The organism is Mesorhizobium yinganensis (assembly GCF_040081985.1).
Lineage (GTDB): Bacteria > Pseudomonadota > Alphaproteobacteria > Rhizobiales > Rhizobiaceae > Kumtagia > Kumtagia yinganensis.
Window position 1 is genome coordinate 203,261 of record NZ_JBEBMH010000006.1, and the last position, 21,261, is coordinate 224,521.

The 21,261-nt window shown below is 61.9% G+C and carries 15 protein-coding genes; 5 read left to right on the forward strand and 10 right to left on the reverse strand.

Annotated elements, in window-relative coordinates:
• Positions 1-16 precede the first annotated feature (16 nt).
• On the reverse strand, positions 17-3,439 hold the full coding sequence (locus tag ABMA59_RS14455; RefSeq protein WP_349006064.1) for a beta strand repeat-containing protein: 3,423 nt from the start codon (positions 3,437-3,439) through the stop codon (positions 17-19).
• Between the two features lie 1,008 nt (positions 3,440-4,447).
• On the opposite strand from ABMA59_RS14455, the gene ABMA59_RS14460 reads away from it, so the two are divergent.
• Together ABMA59_RS14460 and ABMA59_RS14465 are read left to right on the forward strand one after the other, a co-directional pair.
• A complete protein-coding gene (locus ABMA59_RS14460; protein ID WP_349006065.1) occupies positions 4,448-8,278 on the forward strand; it encodes a vitamin B12-dependent ribonucleotide reductase in 3,831 nt (1,276 codons plus the stop codon).
• Positions 8,279-8,291: 13 nt separating this feature from the next.
• Positions 8,292-9,185, forward strand: coding sequence for a hypothetical protein (locus tag ABMA59_RS14465; protein ID WP_349006066.1), 894 nt, complete (start codon positions 8,292-8,294; stop codon positions 9,183-9,185).
• 945 nt (positions 9,186-10,130) lie between these two features.
• Here ABMA59_RS14465 and ABMA59_RS14470 read toward each other — a convergent pair.
• Positions 10,131-10,502 carry an endonuclease domain-containing protein gene (locus ABMA59_RS14470; RefSeq protein ID WP_349006067.1) on the reverse strand — a complete coding sequence of 124 codons (372 nt, stop codon included), beginning with the start codon at positions 10,500-10,502 and terminating at the stop codon, positions 10,131-10,133.
• A 195-nt stretch (positions 10,503-10,697) separates the two neighbouring features.
• Between ABMA59_RS14470 and ABMA59_RS14475 the strand changes: the two genes are divergently transcribed.
• Positions 10,698-11,780, forward strand: a complete 1,083-nt coding sequence (locus ABMA59_RS14475; RefSeq protein WP_349006068.1) for a hypothetical protein — start codon at positions 10,698-10,700, stop codon at positions 11,778-11,780.
• A 41-nt stretch (positions 11,781-11,821) separates the two neighbouring features.
• On the opposite strand, the gene ABMA59_RS14480 is transcribed toward ABMA59_RS14475, so the two are convergent.
• A complete protein-coding gene (locus ABMA59_RS14480) occupies positions 11,822-12,883 on the reverse strand; it encodes an alpha/beta hydrolase family protein (RefSeq protein ID WP_349006069.1) in 1,062 nt (353 codons plus the stop codon).
• 135 nt (positions 12,884-13,018) lie between these two features.
• On the reverse strand, positions 13,019-14,089 hold the full coding sequence (locus ABMA59_RS14485; RefSeq protein WP_349006070.1) for a helix-turn-helix domain-containing protein: 1,071 nt from the start codon (positions 14,087-14,089) through the stop codon (positions 13,019-13,021).
• Positions 14,090-14,331: 242 nt separating this feature from the next.
• Here ABMA59_RS14485 and ABMA59_RS14490 point away from each other — a divergent pair, with 242 nt between their 5' ends.
• Positions 14,332-14,847 (forward strand): hypothetical protein, encoded by a 516-nt coding sequence (locus ABMA59_RS14490; protein WP_349006071.1) that lies wholly within the window; start codon positions 14,332-14,334, stop codon positions 14,845-14,847.
• Between the two features lie 498 nt (positions 14,848-15,345).
• Here ABMA59_RS14490 and ABMA59_RS14495 read toward each other — a convergent pair whose 3' ends face one another.
• Positions 15,346-16,422 (reverse strand): D-alanine--D-alanine ligase family protein, encoded by a 1,077-nt coding sequence (locus ABMA59_RS14495; protein ID WP_349006072.1) that lies wholly within the window; start codon positions 16,420-16,422, stop codon positions 15,346-15,348.
• A gap of 271 nt (positions 16,423-16,693) precedes the next feature.
• On the opposite strand from ABMA59_RS14495, the gene ABMA59_RS14500 reads away from it, so the two are divergent.
• On the forward strand, positions 16,694-18,520 hold the full coding sequence (locus ABMA59_RS14500; RefSeq protein ID WP_349006154.1) for a DEAD/DEAH box helicase: 1,827 nt from the start codon (positions 16,694-16,696) through the stop codon (positions 18,518-18,520).
• A 29-nt stretch (positions 18,521-18,549) separates the two neighbouring features.
• On the opposite strand, the gene ABMA59_RS14505 is transcribed toward ABMA59_RS14500, so the two are convergent.
• From ABMA59_RS14505 to ABMA59_RS14525, 5 genes are all read right to left on the reverse strand, one after another.
• On the reverse strand, positions 18,550-19,002 hold the full coding sequence (locus ABMA59_RS14505) for a DUF1801 domain-containing protein (protein ID WP_349006155.1): 453 nt from the start codon (positions 19,000-19,002) through the stop codon (positions 18,550-18,552).
• Between the two features lie 587 nt (positions 19,003-19,589).
• Positions 19,590-20,078 carry a DUF1801 domain-containing protein gene (locus tag ABMA59_RS14510; protein ID WP_349006073.1) on the reverse strand — a complete coding sequence of 163 codons (489 nt, stop codon included), beginning with the start codon at positions 20,076-20,078 and terminating at the stop codon, positions 19,590-19,592.
• Between the two features lie 4 nt (positions 20,079-20,082).
• On the reverse strand, positions 20,083-20,310 hold the full coding sequence (locus tag ABMA59_RS14515; RefSeq protein ID WP_349006074.1) for a hypothetical protein: 228 nt from the start codon (positions 20,308-20,310) through the stop codon (positions 20,083-20,085).
• Positions 20,311-20,371: 61 nt separating this feature from the next.
• Positions 20,372-20,803 (reverse strand): SRPBCC family protein, encoded by a 432-nt coding sequence (locus ABMA59_RS14520; RefSeq protein ID WP_349006075.1) that lies wholly within the window; start codon positions 20,801-20,803, stop codon positions 20,372-20,374.
• Positions 20,800-21,123 carry an ArsR/SmtB family transcription factor gene (locus ABMA59_RS14525; protein WP_349006076.1) on the reverse strand — a complete coding sequence of 108 codons (324 nt, stop codon included), beginning with the start codon at positions 21,121-21,123 and terminating at the stop codon, positions 20,800-20,802. The genes ABMA59_RS14520 and ABMA59_RS14525 overlap by 4 nt, the downstream gene beginning before the upstream one ends.
• Positions 21,124-21,261: the final 138 nt, after the last annotated feature.

Consider the following 21,261-nt stretch of genomic DNA (forward strand, 5'->3'; position numbering starts at 1 on the left):
GCGAACTGATCTGCTCTCAGGACACCGAGAAATCCGCATGGGTCAGGCTCAGCCCGACCGTCAGCGTCGCGAAGTGGATAGCAGCCACGCCGCCGGCGCCGTCGGCATCGTAGAACAGTTTGCCGGTGTCGCTCTCGTATATGATGCGGTCGCTGGCGTCGTTGGCGATTCCGCTCGTGTTGATGCGGAAGGCGGAAGCCGCGAGCACGCCGGTGGACAGCGCCGTGAACACCGCGTCCGACAGCAGCATGCGGTCGTCAGCCACGTTGAAGTCGACGATCGTGTCGACATTGTTGGCGCCCAACGCGGTGGAGAACACGAACGTGTCTTCGCCACCCAGCCCGCGCAGCGTGTCGCTGCCCGCCTTGCCGTCGATACGGTTGTCGCCGGCATTGCCGATGATCTCCTGGCCGAGCGTATTGCCGGTAAGGTCAATGGCCGCCTTGCCCGAACTGTTGGTCGTGGCCAGTTGTTCGATGTGTGCCGTGGAATCGAGGGCGTAGTCGACATTGGCAAGCACCCGGTCCGCGGTCCCCTGGCCCGAGACCTCGACGATCTTCGTGTCCGCGCTGTACACAAGGTATGTGTCGTTGCCACCGAGACCGCGCAACACGTCGCCCGCACCGCCGCCATCCTTCAACGTGTTTACTCCGGCATTGCCGACGATCTCCTGAGCCAATTGATTGCCCGTCAGGTTGATCGCGGCCGTCCCCGTCGACGAAGCCGTCGTAAGCAGTTCGATGTCGGCATCCTTGGCCAGCACATAGCTGACCCGGGCCATGACGCGGTCGGCCGTGCCGTGTTCCGCCGTCTCGACGAGCACGTCGTCCTGCGTGTCGACGAGATAGATGTCATTGCCGAAACCGCCTTCCAGCCGGTCGGCGCCGCTGCCGCCGTCAAGGGTGTCGTCTCCGTCCGCCGCGGAGATCGTATCGTCCCCGGCGCCGCCATTCACCTTGATCGCGATCAGCGTGCCGAGCGCACCGGTCATGGTTACGACGTCATCCCCGTCATTGGCGTTGAGTTCCAGGAACTCGGTGCCCCCAATATCGAGGAAGAACAGTTCCGGATTGAGACTCTCGACGCGCACCCGGTCGACATTCGCCGAGATGGCAAAAACCTCCGAGCCGTCATTGCCGTCGACTTCCAGCGTGTCGGTGCCGTCGCCGCCCTCGACCAGGTCCGTACCGTTGCCGGATCGCCACACCAGGCGGTCATTGCCGGCCTCGCCGAACATCTGATCGTTGCCGGCGCCGCCCGATATCGTGTCGGCATCGTCGCCGCCGGCCAGAAAATCGGCGCTGGCGCTGCCTTTCAGCGTGTCGTTTCCAGTGCCGCCATTGACCACCACGGCATGCAATGCCGCTGAAGCGTCGACCACATCGTTGCCGCCCAGCGTGTTGATGACGACGGAATCGGTGACTTCCAGCGCGGTGACCAACACTTTCGTGGAAAGCCCGGTCACCGCCATATTGGCCGAGCCGCCGGTGACCTTGACCGCATCGCCGCCGTTGGTGCCGCTGATGTTGACCTGATCGGCCGCCGCATCGCCGGCGGTGCCGCCCAGCGCGCCCGCCAGATCGACCAGCACCTCCTTCACATCCGTGCCCGTCAGGTCATTGACGTTGATCACGTCAGCGCCGCCGAGCGCATGGTGCCTGATCTGCTCGACATCGTTCAGGTCCATGACGATGTTGGCGATGTTGCGCGTAAACAGGACGCGTCCGCCATTGGCGGAAATGCCGATGATCTCGTTGATGTTCGCGCCATTGAAGTTGAGCGTATCGAGGCCGTCCTGCCCTTCGACCGTGTCGTTGCCGTCGCCCGGATCCCACTGAAAGACGTCATCGCCCGCACCGAGCAGCGCCACGTCGCTGCCCTGCTGGCCATCAACGAAATCGTTGCCGTTGCCGCCCATGAGAAGGTCGGCGCCATTGCTGCCCAAAATGGTGTCGTTGCCCTCGCCTCCGTCGGCCTTGATCTGGATCAGGGCCGCGAGATTTCCCGTCATGGAAATCGTGTCGTCGCCGTCGCCCATGTTGACCACGAGGTTTTCGGTCGTGCCGATGTCCAGCGCCGACGGACTGGGATTGAGCCGGTCGAAGCGCACGCGCGTGCCATTGGCAGTGATCGAAAACTCCTCCGAGCCGCCGCTGCCATTGACTTCGGCGGTGTCGGTGCCGTCGCCGCCTTCCATCAGGTCTGTGCCGTCGCCGGAATTCCAGACCATGCGGTCGTTACCGCCTTCGCCCAGCATCTGGTCGCCGCCGAGGCCGCCGGTGAGCGTGTCCTTGTCGTCGCCGCCCTGAAGAATGTCCGCGCCGCTGCCGCCCTTCAGCGTGTCATCGCCGGCGCCTCCGTTGAGCACGACCCCGTGCAGGGCTGCACCCGCGTCGACGGTATCGTTGCCGCCCAGCGCATTGACCCGGACGATATCGTTGGCTTCCAGCGTGGTGATCTTCACCGCTGCGGCAACACCCGCGACATTGATGTTGGAAGCGCCGCCGGTGACCTTGATCGTCTCGGCGCCATTGGTCCCGGCCACGGAGACATCGTCCACCGCGCCATCGCCGGCCGCGCCGCCGATTATGCCGGAGAGGTTGACTTCAACTTGTTTGACGTCGGTGCCAGAAAGGTCGTTGACATTGATTATGTCTGCGCCGCCGAGCGCCTGGTGCTTGACGCTCTCGACGTCGTCCAGGTCCATGACGATGTTGGCGATGTTGCGCGTGAACAACGCCCGTCCGCCATTGGCGGAGATGCTAATGATCTCGTTGATGTTGGCGCCGTTGAAAGAGAGCGCGTCGAAACCGCCCTGCCCTTCGACAATATCGTTGCCGTCGCCGGGATCCCACTGAAAAATATCGTCGCCGACACCGAGGAAGGCGGTGTCGTTGCCCTGGTTGCCGTCGACGAAGTCGTTACCCTCGCCGCCGAAAAGGGTGTCGGCGCCATTGCCGCCGAGGATGGTGTCGTTGCCCGCTCCGCCGTCGACCGTGATCTTGATCAGCGCCGCCAAGTTGCCGACCATCGAGATCTTGTCGTTGCCGCCACCCATGTTGACGACGAGCGTCTCCGTCGTGCCGATATCGAGAAACGACGGCGTAGGGTCCAGCACATCGAAGCGCACCCGCGTGCCGTTCGCGGTCACGGAAAAAACCTCGTCGCCGCTGCCGCCATTGGCCTCGGCCGTATCGATGTCGTCGCCGCCCTCCATCAGGTCGGAGCCATCACTGGAATTCCAGATCATGCGGTCGTTGCCAGCGCCACCCAACATCTGATCGTTGCCGCCGCCGCCAGCCAGCGTGTCATTGCCGCCATTGCCGTTCAGGACGTCGTCGCCTGCGCCGGGGCGTGGCCCACCGTCTGCGAGGACCGTTGGAGAAACCAGATCCGGAGTGATGGTTTCGTCGGCGTCGCTGCCTGTAAAGATTGCCATGGGTAGCCCTCGATCAGCGGCGCTCGCTTTCGCGCCTGATGCAAGCCGGTCATCCGGCCGGCGGGCTCTTTTCAGCGCGCGCCGGGTGCGGCTCAAGGAAGAATTTCACACCGGCAGGTGTCGGCCCGGTCTGCAACAGCGCAATGTCGCCGCAGAGTGTCGAGAGATACGGGGCTGTTACGACTGGCACAAATGTATGTGCAAATTAGCACAATCGACGAGCGTACAAGGTCCGGCGGCCAGAGGCGCGCCGCGCCGGGATTTCGCCGACTGAGCTCGCATCAGCCCTCAATCGGCGCCTGCCCAAGGGGACGATTCCGTCCGCTGTATTCGTCGACCGGCCGGGCAAGACCTTACATCTTCCCAAGAAGCCGCTCCCACCTTCCCGTAAGGTCCAGGATGGTCAGAAAAGCCAGCCCGAAACACCAACTCATCTTCACCCGGTGCGCGCCACCATCCCCGTTATCCACATCTCCGACCCACAAGATATTGGGGTCACAAAAGCTGCACAAACGAATCGTTGACGCCGTCGGACGAGTCGTCTCATATGGATCATGTGCTCCTGTTGAGGGCGCGACCGGCGGCTCTACCGCTGGTCTGATTCAGCGGATCTCCAAGCGTTTCCAGGCATTTGGCCGCCATCCCGGCGGGCGGATGCGCATGGCTCGCCTGTGTCCGGTTTTTCGCGCGCGGGTGCGGGAAAAAGTGGCAAGAAAGGTGTGGTTAACCTATATTTAGCGTTTACCGGAGACGATAGACGCTAGATGAAGTGATTAGCCAACTTTCGGAAAATCACGACGGGTTCGCGAAAAAGGTCGGTACGGACCAGTTTGCGAGACTGAAAATGCGCTCCACGGGGGCTGTCTTCCCGACCAGCGGAAGGCGACGGAGCGGGACTGTCGCGGCCATGAGGACCGCGGCGAGCGGTGGACAGGCGCCCGGCCCGTGAAGGCCGGTTTAAGACTGGCGGGCGGGCGCTATATATAGATTGATGAAGGACTGATACCGATGCTGATCGAGCGGCGTTTCACCAAGTCCGGCCAGTCGCCTTATGCGGAGATCGCGTTCCGCAAGGCGGTGAGCGAAATCAAGAATCCGGACGGCTCCATCGTCTTCCGCCTGGCCGACATCGACGTGCCGGCGCAGTTCTCCCAGGTCGCCGCCGACATCCTCGCGCAAAAGTATTTCCGCAAGGCGGGCGTGCCGGCGCGGCTGAAGAAGGTCGAGGAGACGTCCGTCCCCTCCTTCCTGTGGCGCTCCGTGCCCGACGAAGCCGCCCTTGCCGCCCTGCCCGCCGACCAGCGCTACGGTTCGGAAACCGACGCCCGCCAGGTCTTCGACCGGCTCGCCGGCACCTGGACCTATTGGGGTTTCAAGGGCGGCTATTTCACCTCGGAGGAGGACGCTCGAACCTTCCGCGACGAGCTCGCCTACATGCTCGCCACCCAGCGCGTGGCGCCGAACTCGCCGCAGTGGTTCAACACCGGCCTGCACTGGGCTTATGGCATTGACGGCCCCGGCCAGGGCCATTTTTATGTCGACCCCTTCACCGGAAAACTGACCAAGTCGAAATCAGCCTATGAGCATCCGCAGCCGCATGCCTGCTTCATCCAAGGCGTGGCCGACGACCTCGTCAACGAGGGCGGCATCATGGATCTCTGGGTGCGCGAGGCGCGTCTGTTCAAATACGGCTCCGGCACCGGCTCGAATTTTTCGATGCTGCGCGGCGAAGGCGAGCGCCTGTCCGGCGGCGGCAAGTCGTCGGGCCTCATGTCCTTCCTCAAGATCGGCGACCGCGCCGCCGGCGCCATCAAGTCGGGCGGCACGACGCGCCGCGCCGCAAAGATGGTCATCGTCGACGCCGACCACCCCGATATCGAGGCCTTCATCAACTGGAAGGTGAAGGAAGAGGAAAAAGTCGCTTCCCTCGTCACCGGCTCGAAAATCGTCAAGAAGCACCTGACCGCCATCATGAAGGCCTGCGTCAACTGCGAAGGCCATGATGACGACTGTTTCGATCCGTCGGTCAACACCGCGCTGAAGCGCGAGATCAGGGCCGCCAAGAAGAATTCCGTCCCGGAAAATTACGTCAAGCGCGTCATCCAGTTCGCGAAGCAGGGCTACACCGCGATCGACTTCCAGACCTACGACACCGACTGGGATTCCGACGCCTACCTCACCGTGTCCGGCCAGAACTCCAACAACTCGATCTCGCTCAAGGACAATTTCCTGCGCGCGGTGGAGAAGGACGAGGACTGGAACCTCACCGGCCGCATCAGCGGCAAGACGGTGAAGACGCTTAAGGCCAGGGATCTGTGGGAAAAGATCGGCTACGCCGCCTGGGCCTCCGCCGATCCGGGCCTGCATTTCAACACCACCATGAACGACTGGCACACCTGCGTGTCCGCCGGCGCCATCCGTGCATCCAATCCCTGCTCGGAATACATGTTTTTGGACGACACGGCCTGCAACCTGGCGTCGATCAATCTTCTGCCATACCGCAATGCCGACGGCACGATCGACATCGCCGCCTACGAGCACACGGTGCGCCTGTGGACCATCGTGCTCGAAATCTCGGTCATGATGGCGCAGTTCCCGTCGAAGGAGATCGCAAAGCTCTCCTACGACTACCGCACGCTGGGCCTCGGCTACGCCAATATCGGCGGCCTGCTGATGACCTCCGGCATCCCCTACGATTCGGCCGAGGGCCGCGCCATCTGCGCCGCGCTCACCGCCATCATGACCGGCGTCGCCTACGCCACTTCGGCCGAAATGGCCGGCGAGCTCGGCGCCTTCCCGGACTATGACCGCAATTCCACGCACATGCTGCGGGTCATGCGCAACCACCGCCGCGCCGCTTACGGCGACCGCGACGGCTACGAAAAGCTCGCCGTCAATCCCGTGCCGCTGGCCCATGCCGACCTCAAGCAGGCTGCCCTCGGCGAACACGCCAAGGCCGCGTGGGACCGCGCGATAGAACTCGGCGAGGAGCATGGTTTCCGCAACGCGCAGGCCACCGTGATCGCGCCCACCGGCACGATCGGCCTGGTCATGGATTGCGACACCACCGGCATCGAGCCCGATTTCGCGCTGGTGAAGTTCAAAAAACTCGCCGGCGGCGGCTATTTCAAGATCATCAACGCCGCCGTGCCCGAGGCGCTGCGCACGCTGGGCTACTCCGAATCCCAGATCGCCGAGATCGACGCCTATGCGGTCGGCCACGGCAATTTGAACCAGGCGCCCGGCATCAACCCCGGCTCGCTGCGGTCGAAAGGTTTTTCGGACGAGAAGATCGCCACCGTCAACGCCGCGCTGAAGTCGGCCTTCGACATCAAATTCGCCTTCAACCAGTGGACGCTCGGCGCCGACTGGGTGAAGACCGCGCTTGGCTTCACCGACGAGCAACTCAACGATTTTTCGCTCGATATGCTGGCCTCGCTGGGCTTCACCCGCAAGGAAATCGAGGCCGCCAACATCCATGTCTGCGGCGCCATGACGCTCGAAGGCGCGCCCTTCCTGAAAGCAGAACACCTGCCGGTGTTCGACTGCGCCAATCCCTGCGGCAAGATCGGCAAGCGCTACCTTTCGGTTGAATCCCACATCCGCATGATGGCCGCGGCGCAGCCCTTCATTTCGGGCGCAATCTCCAAAACCATCAACATGCCGAACGACGCCACCGTCGACGACTGCAAGAGCGCCTACATGCTCTCGTGGAAGCTGGCGCTGAAGGCCAACGCGCTCTACCGCGACGGCTCGAAACTGTCGCAGCCGCTCAACGCCTCCCTTATCGCCGACGACGAGGAGGACGAGGACGATGCCGTCGAGGCGCTGGTCGCCGCGCCCGCCGCCGCCAAGGCCGTGCAGGTCACCGAAAAGATCGTCGAGCGCGTGGTCGAGCGCCTCTACCGCGACCGCGAAAAACTGCCGAACCGCCGCCAGGGTTATACCCAGAAGGCGATCGTCGGCGGCCACAAGGTCTACCTGCGCACCGGCGAGTTCGGGGACGGCCGCCTCGGCGAGATTTTTATCGACATGCACAAGGAGGGCGCGGCCTTCCGGGCCATGATGAACAGCTACGCCATCGCCATCTCGATCGGCCTGCAATATGGCGTGCCGCTGGAGGAATATGTGGAGGCCTTCACCTTCACCAAATTCGAGCCGGCGGGCGTGGTCATCGGCAACGACGCGATCAAGAATGCCACCTCGATCCTCGACTACGTGTTCCGCGAGCTCGCCGTCAGCTACCTCGGCCGCAACGACCTTGCCCATGTCGACACGTCCGACTTCGGCAACACGGCGCTCGGCCGCGGCATCGAGGAAGGCAAGACCAACCTCGTCTCCACCGGCTGGACGCGCGGCCACAAGCCGACGCTGGTGGCCAAATCCGCCGAGCCCAAGGGCTTTGCCGGCGGCAGCGCCGGGGGCTCGTCGCCCGCCGCCACCCCCGTCCGCGCCGCGCCGACCGCCGCCAGCTCCAACGTGCGCGCCTTCACCGGCAGCACGGTCACCGCGCTGAAACCGCTCGCCTCGGAGCGGACGGAAGAATCCACCGCCTTCAAGCGCGACTACGAGGAACGCGCGGCGGAGTTCGCCGAGGACATCGAGATGGAGGACGGGCCGGACCTGTTCGACGCGCCGTCCGCTACTACCGCCCTGTTCACCGACAAGGCCCAGGCCGACGCCTCCGCCGCAAAAGCCCTCGCCGCCGAACGAAGGCAGCAGGCGCTGATGCAGGGTTATACCGGCAACATGTGCTCGGAGTGCCAGAATTTCACGATGGTGCGGAATGGGACTTGCGAGAAGTGCGATACGTGCGGGGCGACCAGCGGGTGTAGTTGAGGCGAGGCAAATTGTGCCAAAGCCATATGGAGTATGCAAACTCACCGGCCAAAACGGAGCGTTGGTACGCAGCCATTTAATTCCTAAGGCCTTTACGCGCTTCAAGGATTCTCATGCTCCGCGCATAGAATCAGGAATTGGCCTTCGTCCGATCCGTGTTCACGATTCTTGGTATGATCGGAACTTGGTGACGCGTTCGGGGGAGGACATCCTGGAGCGCTACGACGACTTTGCTGTTCGAGAATTCAGGAGACTAAAACTTGTTTGGAGTGGCTGGGAGGGCGAGGAACCGTCGGAATTGGACGGTTTAGAGCCTTCCTTTGACCTCCCTCAACCGTTTGGTAGTTGGTGCTTCCGCAAGGTTACGTCTATCAACCCTGAACGTATCAGATTGTTCGCTCTTAGCCTCCTTTGGCGTGCGGCAGCTAGTGAGATGCGTGCGGTTGTCAACGTTAGCTTAGAAGCTGACCGTCTCGAATGTCTTCGACAGATGGTGATACGTGGCAATCCCGAGCCAATGTCGATGTTCCCTGTCACACTAATCCAGTTTGTGACCAAGGGAGCCCTGCACAACCAATCACCGACGAAGGAGACTAAGATCTTCCCGGCTATCGATGGCGAGGAAGATACGGAGTCAACATTCTTCCGCTTCTATTTTGATGGCCTGCTGATTCACGTCCATGAAGATATGCCTTCAGCACGCAAAGTTTCGCTCGGAGATATGGAATTGGCTCGAAGAAAGAATTTACTGTTCTTGCTAGACCCTCTGAGGGCCCAGCACAGAACGATAGAATGGATAGCTTTATTTTGGATGCCGAGACTAACGACGCAGACGTTCTTGATAGAATTTTTGGACGTCGGTCAGATTAAGCGCTTTGTATTGGCGAGATTACGAGCGATTCAATAGGTGGCATTATTAATCGACTCGTTCTCCATATACGGGAGAAGGGAAAAGCTGCCGCAACGTCTCGGCAAATCTCCAACGTCGGCGATTGGTGGCAAGGCCAGCGCGAAACTCCACCTTCTCCCCTTGTGGGAGAAGGTGTCGCCCTCGGCGTTGCGAAGCAACGTCGAGATCGGGCGACGGATGAGGGGTGTTGGAAGAAACGAGTCGACGCAGGGCCGGGCACCGGGCGAAATTCTCGAAGAATTGAGCTCCGTCCAACACCCCTCATCCGTCTCGGCCTTCGGCCGATCCACCTTCTCCCACAAGGGGAGAAGGTAAAAGGCTGCCGCTTCGTCTCCGCAAATCTCCAACGTTGACGATTGGCGGCAAGGCCGGCGCGAAATGCCCCCTTCTCCCCTTGTGGGAGAAGGTGTCGTCCTCGGACTTGCGAAGCAAGAACGAGAAAAGGCGACGGATGAGGGGTGTTGGAAGGAATGAGATGGCGCAGGATCGGGGACCGGGCGAATTCTTGGAAGTGTCGATCTCCGTCCAACACCCCTCATCCGTCTCGGCCTTCGGCCGATCCACCTTCTCCCACAAGGGGAGAAGGTAAAAGGCTGCCGCTTCGTCTCCGCAAATCTCGAACGTTGGCGACTGGCGGCAGGGCCGGCGCGAAACTCCACCTTCTCCCCTTGCGGGAGAAGTGTCGCCCTCGAGCGAACGCAGTGAGCGAAAGATCAGGCGACGGATGAGGGGTGCTGGAAGAAATGAGACGGCGCAGATCCAGGCACCGGGCGAAATTCTCGAAGAATTGAGCTCCGTCCAACACCCCTCATCCGACCTCGCTTCGCCACCGCCCTCCGCTTTCGCTCCGGGCGTTCGTCGCTGAAAAAGCCAAATAGTTGGCCTTTTCTCGGCCTTCGGCCGACCGCTCCTCACCCCACAAGGGGTGAAGAAAAAAGCGCCTCACCGCCACGGCTGCAAACTCGTATCCCGTGCAAACGCGATGATCGTATCGCAGGTGGAATCCAGTTCCCTCAGCACCTCGTCGTTCCAGAACCGCAGCACGCGAAAGCCGCGTGCCCGCAGCTCGGCCGTCCGGATATCGTCGCGGACCGCCCCCGCGTGCTGGCTGCCATCGAGTTCGACAATCAGCATGGCTTCGAGACAGCAGAAATCGGCCACGTAGGGTCCGATGGGCACCTGACGCCGGAATTTGATGCGGTCGAGCCGCCGCCCGCGCAACTCCTTCCAAAGTTTATGCTCCGCGTCCGTCATCTCACGGCGCAAGGTTTTTGCGAAACCGCGCTTGGTCGGCGGAACAGGCTGGTGCGGCATTGCGACAGATTAGGCACAGTCGGCGTTTCTTCCAACACCCCCATCCGGCTTCGCGAAGCGAGGTCGGATGGGGGATGCTGCAAGGATCGCCAACGCAGCAAATGTCAGCATCCGTCAGGATTCTTTCCCCAAAATCATCCCCGCCCTCCCAATCGCTGCGACAATCCCGTCGCCCGTATTGGAAAGGAAACGGCTGTGCTGGCGATGGACTGGAATGCGGCGATCGAGAAGAACCGGGAGGCGCTGAAGCGTATCCTCGCTATGCTCGTCGCCATAACCGGGCTGGCTGCCGGAGCGCTTGGCGCTGAGGGACAGTTTACTTTGTTTCCGCAGAGGGGCGCAGCCGCTTCAAGACGGGCGCGGGCGGAAAAAAGTAAACTGTCCCCGGCACTTACCCTGCCCCGCCGTCTGCACCGCGCCGCGCTCCGCCTGTTACACCCGGCTGAAGCGGCCACGCGGCGGCTGATCATCGTGGCGGCGCGCGGCCTGGCGGTCACCTTGCCGCCGCTGCGTCCGCGCAAAGCCAAGCCCAAATCCAACGCGCCGCTGCTGCGCGGCTTCGGCATCGCCGTGACGATGTCGCGCGCCGATCTCGCCCGCGCCGCGGCGGCCAGTCGGGCCGCCGCCCTCCGTGCCGCCCGCCCGAAACGGTTCAGCCTGCCGCTGCTCGATCCGCTTCACAATCCGTTCCGCGTCCGCCGCCGCTACGTGCCGGCCCATGCCGGCCCGCGCATCCTGTTTCCCGGCGTCGCCGAGCCGTTCCACCTGCCCGCCCCGCCCTCGCCGCGCGACCCGATCGACGCGACGCGGCTGGCACTGCGCCTGCAAGCGCTGGCCGCCGCACTCGGCGACCTGCCCGGCCAGGCGAAACGCTTTGCCCGCTGGCACGCCCGCAGGGCCGCCGGGCGAAACGGCGAAACCAGCGGCATGGCCGAGAAGACCGGAGGTGGCGACGCCGCTGCCAGCAAACGAGGTCGCGCCGCCGTCCGGTTCCACCGCCGGTATCCGCTGAAACCCGGCCGGCCGCCGGGCTGGCAGCGCAAACCCACCCACGATGTCCACGAGGTGCTAGACGTCGTCCACGGCCTTGCCCTTAATGCCGACATACGGATTATGCCGACGTCTACCCAGATGAGCCGGAAGTGGTCGCCCCCCGCTCACGGGTCTCGGCATAATCAGAGGGATTCGAGTAAGGCTACGGATGCATCTTTGCACCGTCGACGGCAGGCCAGCGACACAATGCGAGCACACAACGCGTCGCAAGATGAATACGGCTAGTTGTAGCGTCGAAAAATCAGCGTTTCCGCGGAATATGCTGCCTATCGGCCCGTTTTCAGCTCTCGAGCAAAAGCCTCGGTGACCATTTTGAGCAACTGGTTGTGGACTTCGAGGCGGGACTGTCCGTCTCCGTCGGAGCAGATGGGATCGCCAACCTGTTCGGAATCAGCCAACTCGGCGGCTCCGGGTTTGCACTCGCCAAACATGCTGTAATGGCTCGCATCCTCGATCGTGGAATACTTACCCTTCTGAATGGCCTTCGCTATCCCGGAGGCGAGTGCGGTCTGCGGAATCTTTCCTGGTCGTCCGAGGTTCACGATCTCGACAGGAATAGAAACACCCGAAAATGTGTTTGCCTGAAACACGTCCACCGGCGCAGGATCAATCGCCATGGCGAACTGAATTCTTTTGTCTTCGTTGTTCCGACTAGCCAGCTTCATATCCATGGCATGAAGATCGACGCCGCTTTGCCTCACCCATCCGCAAAGCGAGGGATTGAGGGTGTCGGTGTCACAGTAGCTCGCCAGACGGACTGGGTCGATACGAGCGCCGACAAGTGCCAAAACAGTGTTTCCACCTGCCGAAAGCCCGAGTGCTCCGACCCTGTCGGCTTCAATGCTATCCTTGAAAAGTGCATCTTTCTCGATCGCATCCAAGGTCGCGGTGATATCGGCAGGCCTCAGCCAAAGCTTCATCGTTTCTGCTGCTGATCTGTTTGCCCCGCCGTTTCCGGGATGAGTGGGAGCCGCCACGATGAACCCCTGCTTCGCCAATGGCGTTGCAATCCAGCTCATGGCTTGCGGAGTTCCTCCCAAGCCAGCGCCATGGGATAGCAAGATGAGTGGATATTTTCCGCGCGAGTTCGGGGCTTCGAGCATGGCGTTCGTGCCCGCAAAAAATACGCTCTCGCCAAGTGTGACTGGTTTGCCGCCAGGGTCCGCCGGATACCAAACGGTCACGGCAAGATCGCTGCCTCGCTCTTTGGAGGGTGCCACAATCTGGCGCACGCCGACAAATTCGCTGGCAGCGGCAGAGTGGTGCAGCATCAGTATCGTGGAGATGGTGCTACAAAACATCGTCGCGATTTTTATCATCAGTTTCATCGAAGTTCCTTATGGCCGTGGGGTCAGGACGGAACGTGTCGGAAGATAAAGAGCGGCGAGCCCTTGAACGCGATCTCGGACGTTCGAGATCGCGATCCAGGTCGTTTGTACGATGACTTTGGACCGGGGCGAAGGTCATGAGGCGGGTGCTTCTGCCCCTGTATCGGGAGCGGGAGATGTCTCGCGGCCAGCGCGCCGATAGCTGCTCGGGGTCATGCCCGTGACGCGAAGGAATTCCCGATTGAAGTTCGACTTTGTACCGAAACCCGAATCCAGCATGATGGCTGTCACCGGATCGCGTGTCGCAACAAGCCGTCGTTTGGCATCGTTGACCCTGTATTCATTCACAACCTGGGAGATATTGCGGTCGTAAATTCGGTTCAGAGCGCCGGATATCTGCCGTCCCGGGATGCCGATGCGCCGCGCCAGGCGCTCCAATGTCAGGTCTGGATCGCGATATAGATGCTGCTCCAGCATCAGAGCATCGACCCGGCGTGCTATGGCTTCATCATCTCGGATGCTTGCAGACGCCGGCAGTGCGGACAATGCGAGATCTTCTGCAGTGGTATTTGTCTCCTTGTCGGGGCGAGTATTGTCAGCGACCGTGGCGGCGTAACCGGCAACTGCTAGCCACAAAACGCTCGCAACGGCGAGAACCGCTCGGGCCTGGTTGCCATCCCCAAGGAGGAAATCGAGCGACACTATTGCATCGATAAAGGCCGTCGCAACAAGCATGACTGCCATTGCGATGAGCGCCTTCTGGGCGGTCCATTCGTCGGTGATACGTACTGCGGAAAGCGCATCCGGCCCCTGCCGAGCAACTCGTAGAAGCGCGAGACCGTATCCGAGGTAGATGGCAAATAGAGCTATATCGATTGGCGCCCGCCAGAAGGCGACGAAAATTGCAACGAGGCCTGCCGGCATCAGGTGCGGCAGCATGTCTGAGAGCCTTGCAAGCCTATTGCGGCGTAGCTGATCGAAGGCTGCAAAGGAGAGGGCCGGAAGGACCGCCGCGACGATCGGCTGAATTAAATGGGCAGGATGCCAGCCAAGGTTCCAGTTCAATCCCGACAAGATCGCCTGAACGGCAAAAGTGGCGACGAGCAGAGGAAACAGCCCGAGTTTCGACTCTCCCTGCCGGATCATCCGTATAAGGATAAGGAAGAGAAAAAGGGAGATGACGAAGGGCAAAGGTACAGAAGGCATGAATAATAATTATCACGGTTCGGTTTCTTAGTCATACGCATAACTGTCCCGGATTCGCGGAAATCCTGAGCTTGTTCGGCCTCTGCGCCTGAATTTGACCATCGCAGGATTCGAACCTTTGCAACAACCGCAACGTTCCTTGTTGGCGCGAGGGCGAAGGTCGTGTTCTTCGAGACGGACATACGCCTTGCACGACATCCATATTAATCGCCGTCTCTCCTTGTTCAAACAAGGAGAACACGGTGACGATCAATCGATATCGATACTTCTACGCCTGTGCCTTCTCGATCTTTGAGGGCCATCTTGTCGCCTTTGTAGACGAGATGGAAACGCTGCACCACGCCGAGAGCACGATCAAAATCTACCTGAGCTGCATGAGCGATGTTGCCAAGGCAATGCATGCTGCGGGGATCGCCGCATGCGATCTCGATCAGAGGGGAGTCATTGAACTCGTAGCGGCCATGGGATGGATAGAATCCCGAGAGACCTACGCAAAGTTCATGATGAAGCGCTTTGTGCGCTTTCTTGCCAAGCGTGGCGTGACGAGGGAGCGTCCGGCTCTGTCACCAAAAGAGGCGGCGCGGTTGGAATTGCGGACGGCCTATGAAGACTATCTGCGTCGTCAACGGGGACTAACGGCCCCCGCAGAAAATCCGGGAGATATCGGCCGGACGACAAGCTGCTCGCCTTCCTCGAATCCCTCTGATTATGTCGAGACCTATGAGCCGGAGGCGACCACTTCCGGCTCATCTGGGTAGACGTCGGCATAATCCGGATGTCGGCATTATGGCCGTTATGCCGATATCGTCATAACGGCCATTGGGCGCTGGAGCCGCGCGACACGTCCTGACGGCGCCAGCTTTGCCGGACGCAATAGGGCAAAAATCAAATGGCCGGGGCGGATTTCCGCGACCGGGCGACGATCCGTGCTGTCAAGGGCCCGATCCGTTGCCAGAGGAGTCGCTTGAAGGAATTACCCCCACCCCTAACCCCTCCCCACAAGGGGGAGGGGAGTTTTGCGACCGTCATGCCGAGCGAAACTGGCGAAGATCGGCGTCTGGCGGAGATGCAAGCCGGTCCCCCTCCCCTTGTGGGGAGGGGTTAGGGGTGGGGGTAATTCCTTAGCGATTGCCCTGATCCGTTGCGAATCCGGCCGAACCCGCCCAGCCCTCAGACTTCCTGGATTCGCCCTCACCCCACCGAATAAGCGCCTTTTGTACGCCGTTGAGGAAATTTCCGAAGCGGCTTGCTTCAACCTATCGGCCGGCGCGCGCCAGTCCGTGTTGCACGAGCCTGTCGATGACTTCGGGATAGCTGACGCCGCTTGCCGCCATTGCCTTGGCATACATGCTGATATTGGTGAAGCCCGGAATGGTGTTGAGTTCGTTGACCAAAATCCGCATGTCCGCCGTCACGAAGAAATCGACGCGTGCCATGGCATCGCAGCCCACAGCGCGAAATGCATTCCCCGCCATCTCGCGAACAGTGCTTTCGATCTCCGGAGGCAGTTCCGCCGGCACATCAAGCGCTGCGCCGTTCTCGTCGACGTATTTCGCGTCGTAGCTGTAGAAACCGTGGCTTTCGGCCGGCACTATCTCGCCCGGGCGAGAAACGAAAAGCCCGCCGTGCAAATCCTCCAGCACGCTGCATTCGATCTCGCGGCCGCGGATGAACTCTTCCGCGAGCAGCTTGCGGTCATGTTTAAAACCTTCCGCCAGCGCCGCTTCGAATTCCCCCTCGGTCGCAACCTTGCTGACGCCAACCGACGAGCCCTGCCGCGCCGGCTTGATGAAGATGGGCAGGCCGAGTTCGTGCTCGATCTCCGCGAAGGCGGGCGGGCTCGCCTGGCGAATGGTGACCGAGCGCGCTGTCGCCAGCCCCGCCTCGTTGAGCAGCCGTTTTGCGATGTCCTTGTCGAGCGCTGTGGCCGAACCAAGGATGCCGCATCCGGCAAGCGGCACACGGGCGACTTCGCAAAGCCCCTGCGCCGCGCCGTCTTCGCCATGCAGTCCGTGCAAGACCGGGAACAGGATGTCGATCTTCGGCAGGTCATGAGCAGCGCCGCCAGCCGGAAGCGCGATGATCCGCCCCTGCCCACCCGGCACCAGGCAAATCTCCGTCCCTCTCTCCGGCTTCGCCAGCGCGCCGTCCTCGAACGAACTCAGCAGCCATTTTCCCTCGCGGGTGACGAAAACCGGCATTGCGTCGTATTTGGCTGGGTCCAACGCCCCCATCACATTCGTCGCCGAAAGCACCGACACATCGTGCTCGGCGGATCGCCCGCCGAACAGCACGGCGATCCTGAGCTTCGAGCGGTGCGGGGCATCGTCCATGAAAGGCGTCTCCGGAATATGTTGCTATTTCGACGACTAGAAGCTGACGGCAGTGCCGCGATTGTGGCGCAAATCCTGATTTTTCCTGCAGGCCGGCCGCACCCGAATCGCAGTGCTTGATTTCCGCAACTCAGACCCGGAAGCCTGGTATCGGCAAGGGATGCCGGCGCATTTCCTCGACAACCCAAAAGCCCAAACTATCTCCGATGACGAAAAGCTGGCCCAATGCGCCGATAAACTGGTATGCGGCGCGTTCACCGAGATCATCACGATGACGACGACTACCGAAGACCCGTCCGCGGCATTGCCAGCCGCCGTGCACCCCGCCCTCGCGTCGGCGCTGGCGGCGCAGGGCTATTCGCAACTGACGCCTGTGCAGATGGCGATGCTCGAGGACGGCCATTCGGACGCCGACCTGCTGGTCTCGGCGCAGACCGGCTCGGGCAAGACCGTGGCGTTCGGCCTGGCCATCGCCCCGACGCTGCTTGCCGGGGCCGACCGGTTCGGCGATCCCGACCGGCCGCTCGGCCTGGTCATCGCGCCGACCCGCGAGTTGGCAATGCAGGTGCAACGGGAACTCGATTGGCTCTACGCCGTGGCCGGCATCCGCACCGCGACCTGCGTCGGCGGCATGGACATGCGCAACGAGCGCCGGGCACTGGATCGCGGGGCGCATCTGGTGGTTGGCACGCCGGGACGGCTGCGCGACCACATCACCAAGGGCTCGCTCGATCTCGGCAGCCTGCGCGCGGTCGTGCTCGACGAGGCGGACGAGATGCTCGATCTCGGATTTCGCGAAGACCTCGAATTCATCCTCGCCGCCGCCCCGCCGCAGCGGCGGACGCTGCTGTTTTCGGCGACGGTGCCGAGGGGCATCGCCGAACTCGCAAAAACGTTCCAGCGCGACGCGGTGCGGGTCGCCGCGAGCGCTCCCACCGAGCAGCATGCCGACATCGAATACCAGTTGATGCTGGTGCGCCGCGACGAACGCGAGCACGCCATCATCAACACGCTGCTCGATTCCGACAGCGGCAGCGCCCTTATTTTCTGCCATACGCGCGAGGCCGTGCGGCACCTGACGGCGCGCTTGGCGAACCGGGGGTTTTCGGTCGTGGCGCTGTCCGGCGAACTCGCGCAGTCGGAACGTTCGAGCGCCTTGCAGGCGATGCGCGACGGCCGCGCCCATGTCTGCGTGGCGACCGACGTCGCCGCCCGCGGCATCGACCTACCCAATCTCGGCCTCGTCATCCACGCCGACGTGCCCAGCAATCCGGAGACGCTGCTGCACCGGTCAGGCCGCACCGGCCGAGCCGGCAGAAAAGGCGTGTGCGTCCTGATCGTGCCGGAACACCGTCGCGGCGCGGCGTCAAGAGTGCTGTCGCTGGCGAAGCTGTCCGCGACGATCCGCCCTGCTCCCGGCATCGCCGAGATCGAGGCCCGCTACCGCCGGCAGATTCTCGAAACCGCGCTTGCCGCGCCGCCGCCCGACGAGACCGAGGGGAGTTTCGTCGCCGAACTCGTCGAGCGATTGACGCCGGAGCAGATCGCCGTCGCGTTCCTACGCCAGCAACTTGCCAGCCGGCCGGTGCCCGAAGACAACCTGCCGATTGCCATATCTCCAGCGACCGTGACGCCGCGTCGCGAGAAGCGCGTCGGCGAGGATTTTTCGCGCGAGAGCGCACCGACGCGCGAGCCTCGCGGACCCGACATGGTCGGCGGCGTGTGGTTCACGATCTCGCTCGGCCGCAAGCAGCGCGCCGATCCGAAATGGCTGCTGCCTATGATTTGCAAGGCTGGCGGCGTCACGAGGCGTGACGTCGGCTCGATCAGGATCGACGATATAGAGACGCGGTTCGAAATCGCGGCGGACAAGGCGGAGGCCTATGCGGAGCATCTGACCCGCGCCGGCAGCCTCGAGCGGGGCATCAGCATCGCTCGCGCCGGCGAGGCGCGCAAGCCCGCCGGCAGAGGCCCGGAAAAGTTCAAGGGCAAGCCAATACTTAAGGGCAAGCGGCGGGCCGGCCCGTCCGACGGCTCAGCATGGAAGCCCACAGGCCACGGGAAACCCAAAGGCCGAAGCCCAAAAAAATCCGGCTGAAGCCCTCGCCCAAACTGTCGAAAAGCGAGTTATTTAGCCGACGAAATGTTCAGCGCCGCGGCGGTGCGAATGAGCGCCTTGAACGCATCCTCGTCGATCAAATCGCCCTCACGGATGTCAATGGCGCGGCGGGTGCCGCCGTCGAGACTGGCGTTGAAGAGACCCGAAGGATCTTCTAGCGAGGCGCCTTTTGCGAAGGTCAGCTTCACATAGGTCTTATACGTTTCGCCGGTGCAGATGATGCCTGCGTGCTCCCACACCGGAACGCCCAGCATCGAATTGGACGGCTTTCGCCATTTCACGGTCTCGACCACATCCGGGTCGGCCTGCTTGATGAGAGTTCGCATGTGGGCGAGCACCTCGCCGCGCCAGCCACCCAGGTCCTCGATCCGCGCGTCGATGAGTTGGGAAGGAGAAGGTTCACCTGCGCCTTCGTTCGAGGAACTCTCGCTTGCCTTCTTGGACATGGCCGTTCTCGTCATTGCAAAATACTGCCCTTGGTCATCTTCAAACGCACCGGCATCTGACGCCTCGGCAACGAGTTGTGCTGCGAACTCTTCACCGCCGTGAGTTTCAAACTGATTCTCAAAGCCATAGCCGTCAAATTCAAGGATCATCGCCGCGGCCAGATAAAGTCCCGCCCGAACTTGATCCTCATCAGATCGAAATGTCAAAGTGAGAAAGTAGTCGTCGTCTGAGATCATGAATTGAGGCGCAGCTTGGTTGGCAAGATAGCCCCAAAGCGACTCCGGGTCGTCTGAATCAGTTGCTTTTTCAATGTCTGCCTCCAGGAGGACGGGGCGCCCTTCGAACAGCACCGGAAGTTGGAACGTGCTGTTCGCAATGGAGAAGGGCTCATCGGACGCTGACACAAGCGACACGGGATATGCCAATTCTTCAGGGGCGGTCTGCACCGCTTTGGCCGAGGGCCACCTGTCTTTATGCACCGCCACAAAGTAGTCAAAACTCATGCCGTGCACTCCCAAAAGATCGTCACCAATTGTGTTGGTGCGCCTCCGTAGAAAGCAAGCGTGAGATATTCGATCCCTCGGGTAGCCGGAGGCGCATCTCACATCTTCTCCCCCGGCAACTTGCTCGCCTGCTTCACCCAATCCGCAAATTGCGCTTCGTCGAGCGCTTCGTCCTCAACAATGTGGAAGTAGCGGACGTCCTTGTGCTTTGACGCAACGGGCGGAAGCGGGTCGAGCGATGCGCCGCGGAAGAAAGCGACCTTGATGTATTTCGTGAAGACGTGGATGCCGAGGAAATAGGTTCCCTCCTCGACCCCGTACATCGGCGAGTTCCATTTCACCGCCTTGCGCACTCCGGGAACGCTGCGCTCGATGATTGCGTCGAGGCGGCGGCCGACATCGCTTTTCCAGCCGGGCATGGCGGCGATGTAGGCCTGCACGGGGGCGTCGCCATAACCCTTGGCGATCTGCGGATTGCCGCCCGAGAGCAGGACGACTTCGCCGATCGGTTTGGTCTTTGCCGCACCGGGTTTGACGGCGGCCTTCTTTGCGACCGCCCCTGAACTCCCCGATGTCTTGCCGGGCATATCGTCACTCCTGTCCGACGGTGCGCCGCCCGCCGCGCCGACCGGCGACATAGGGCAGCGCGAACATGTACAGACCGGAAAATAGCATCAGGAAGAGCGGTGGCAACGGCGCGTAGACAAGCCAAGCAGGAGGCTCTCCCATCGCCATGGCGGCAAAGTTGGCGATGACCGTGATGGTGAAGATGATCGACAGCCAGCGGTGGGCCTGGCGAATCCAGTTGTTCCAGGTCAAGGGAATCTCCTTTCAGGGCAAGTCGAAGTGGATCGGGCGTGTCCCATGCGGCCGGCAGACGTCAATCCGCGCGCGCCAAAACCTCTTCCAGTTTCGCGAAGAATTGCTGCCACCCTGCCTTGGCGCCGCCAAAAGCCTGCTTCTGATCCGGCCGGAAACCCGACTGCTCCATACGCAGGTGGGTCCCTGTGCTCGTCGGGCTGAGCGTGAAGGTCACCACGCTCTTCAGGTTGAAGGCCGCATCGTCGTGCTTGAAATCCCAAGAGTAGGACAGCTTCGTGTTCGGCTCGACGGCGAGGACCTCGCAGTCCAGCGCGCCGCCCCAGTCGCCGCGAAGGTTGAAACGGTGACCCACGTCCGGCCTGAAATCGTTCTTCATCAGCCATTCCTCGATCAGATGCGGTTGCGTGAGCGCGCGCCAGAGCTTTTCGGGCGGATGCGGGATATCGCGCTCGACGATGACCGTGCGCGTTTCGGCCGATGTTTTGTTCATTGGTCCAACCTTTTCAGCAGGTCTTCGAGCCCGTCGAACCGGCTTTCCCAGAACCCGGCCATCTCCTTTGTCCAGTCGACCAGCGGCGCCAGGGCGCCGAGCTGGGCGCTGTAGTGCGTCAATCGGCCTTCATGGCGGTCTCGAACCAGTCCGGCCTGTTTCAGAAGCCCAAGATGTTTCGAGACGGCTGGCTGGGAGACCCCAGCGCGGGCCGTCAACGCCCCGACCGTCTGCTCGCCTTCACGGCACAGCCGCTCGAATAGGGCGCGCCGCGTCGGGTCCGAAAGCGTCCGGAAAAGCAGGTCATGGGCGTCGGGCATTTTTGATCAATAACCATCCAGCTATCGATTCACGTATAACCATCGAGATATGGGTTCGTCAAGCCTGGCCTCATGTCGTGGCTGCGAGCCGCCGGCTCGGTAGCCCGGCATTCCGCCGCGTGCTAAACCGCGCGCAAG

What these genes read in the sequence shown, in the direction of transcription:
- ABMA59_RS14470 (WP_349006067.1), bottom strand. Translation starts at nt 10,502, where the DNA reads ATGCCGCACCAGCCTGTTCCGCCGACCAAGCGCGGTTTCGCAAAAACC.
- ABMA59_RS14500 (WP_349006154.1), top strand. Translation starts at nt 16,694, where the DNA reads ATGACGACGACTACCGAAGACCCGTCCGCGGCATTGCCAGCCGCCGTG.
- ABMA59_RS14520 (WP_349006075.1), bottom strand. Translation starts at nt 20,803, where the DNA reads ATGAACAAAACATCGGCCGAAACGCGCACGGTCATCGTCGAGCGCGAT.
- ABMA59_RS14525 (WP_349006076.1), bottom strand. Translation starts at nt 21,123, where the DNA reads ATGCCCGACGCCCATGACCTGCTTTTCCGGACGCTTTCGGACCCGACG.
- ABMA59_RS14510 (WP_349006073.1), bottom strand. Translation starts at nt 20,078, where the DNA reads ATGCCCGGCAAGACATCGGGGAGTTCAGGGGCGGTCGCAAAGAAGGCC.
- ABMA59_RS14460 (WP_349006065.1), top strand. Translation starts at nt 4,448, where the DNA reads ATGCTGATCGAGCGGCGTTTCACCAAGTCCGGCCAGTCGCCTTATGCG.
- ABMA59_RS14455 (WP_349006064.1), bottom strand. Translation starts at nt 3,439, where the DNA reads ATGGCAATCTTTACAGGCAGCGACGCCGACGAAACCATCACTCCGGAT.
- ABMA59_RS14505 (WP_349006155.1), bottom strand. Translation starts at nt 19,002, where the DNA reads ATGACGAGAACGGCCATGTCCAAGAAGGCAAGCGAGAGTTCCTCGAAC.
- ABMA59_RS14480 (WP_349006069.1), bottom strand. Translation starts at nt 12,883, where the DNA reads ATGAAACTGATGATAAAAATCGCGACGATGTTTTGTAGCACCATCTCC.
- ABMA59_RS14485 (WP_349006070.1), bottom strand. Translation starts at nt 14,089, where the DNA reads ATGCCTTCTGTACCTTTGCCCTTCGTCATCTCCCTTTTTCTCTTCCTT.
- ABMA59_RS14495 (WP_349006072.1), bottom strand. Translation starts at nt 16,422, where the DNA reads ATGGACGATGCCCCGCACCGCTCGAAGCTCAGGATCGCCGTGCTGTTC.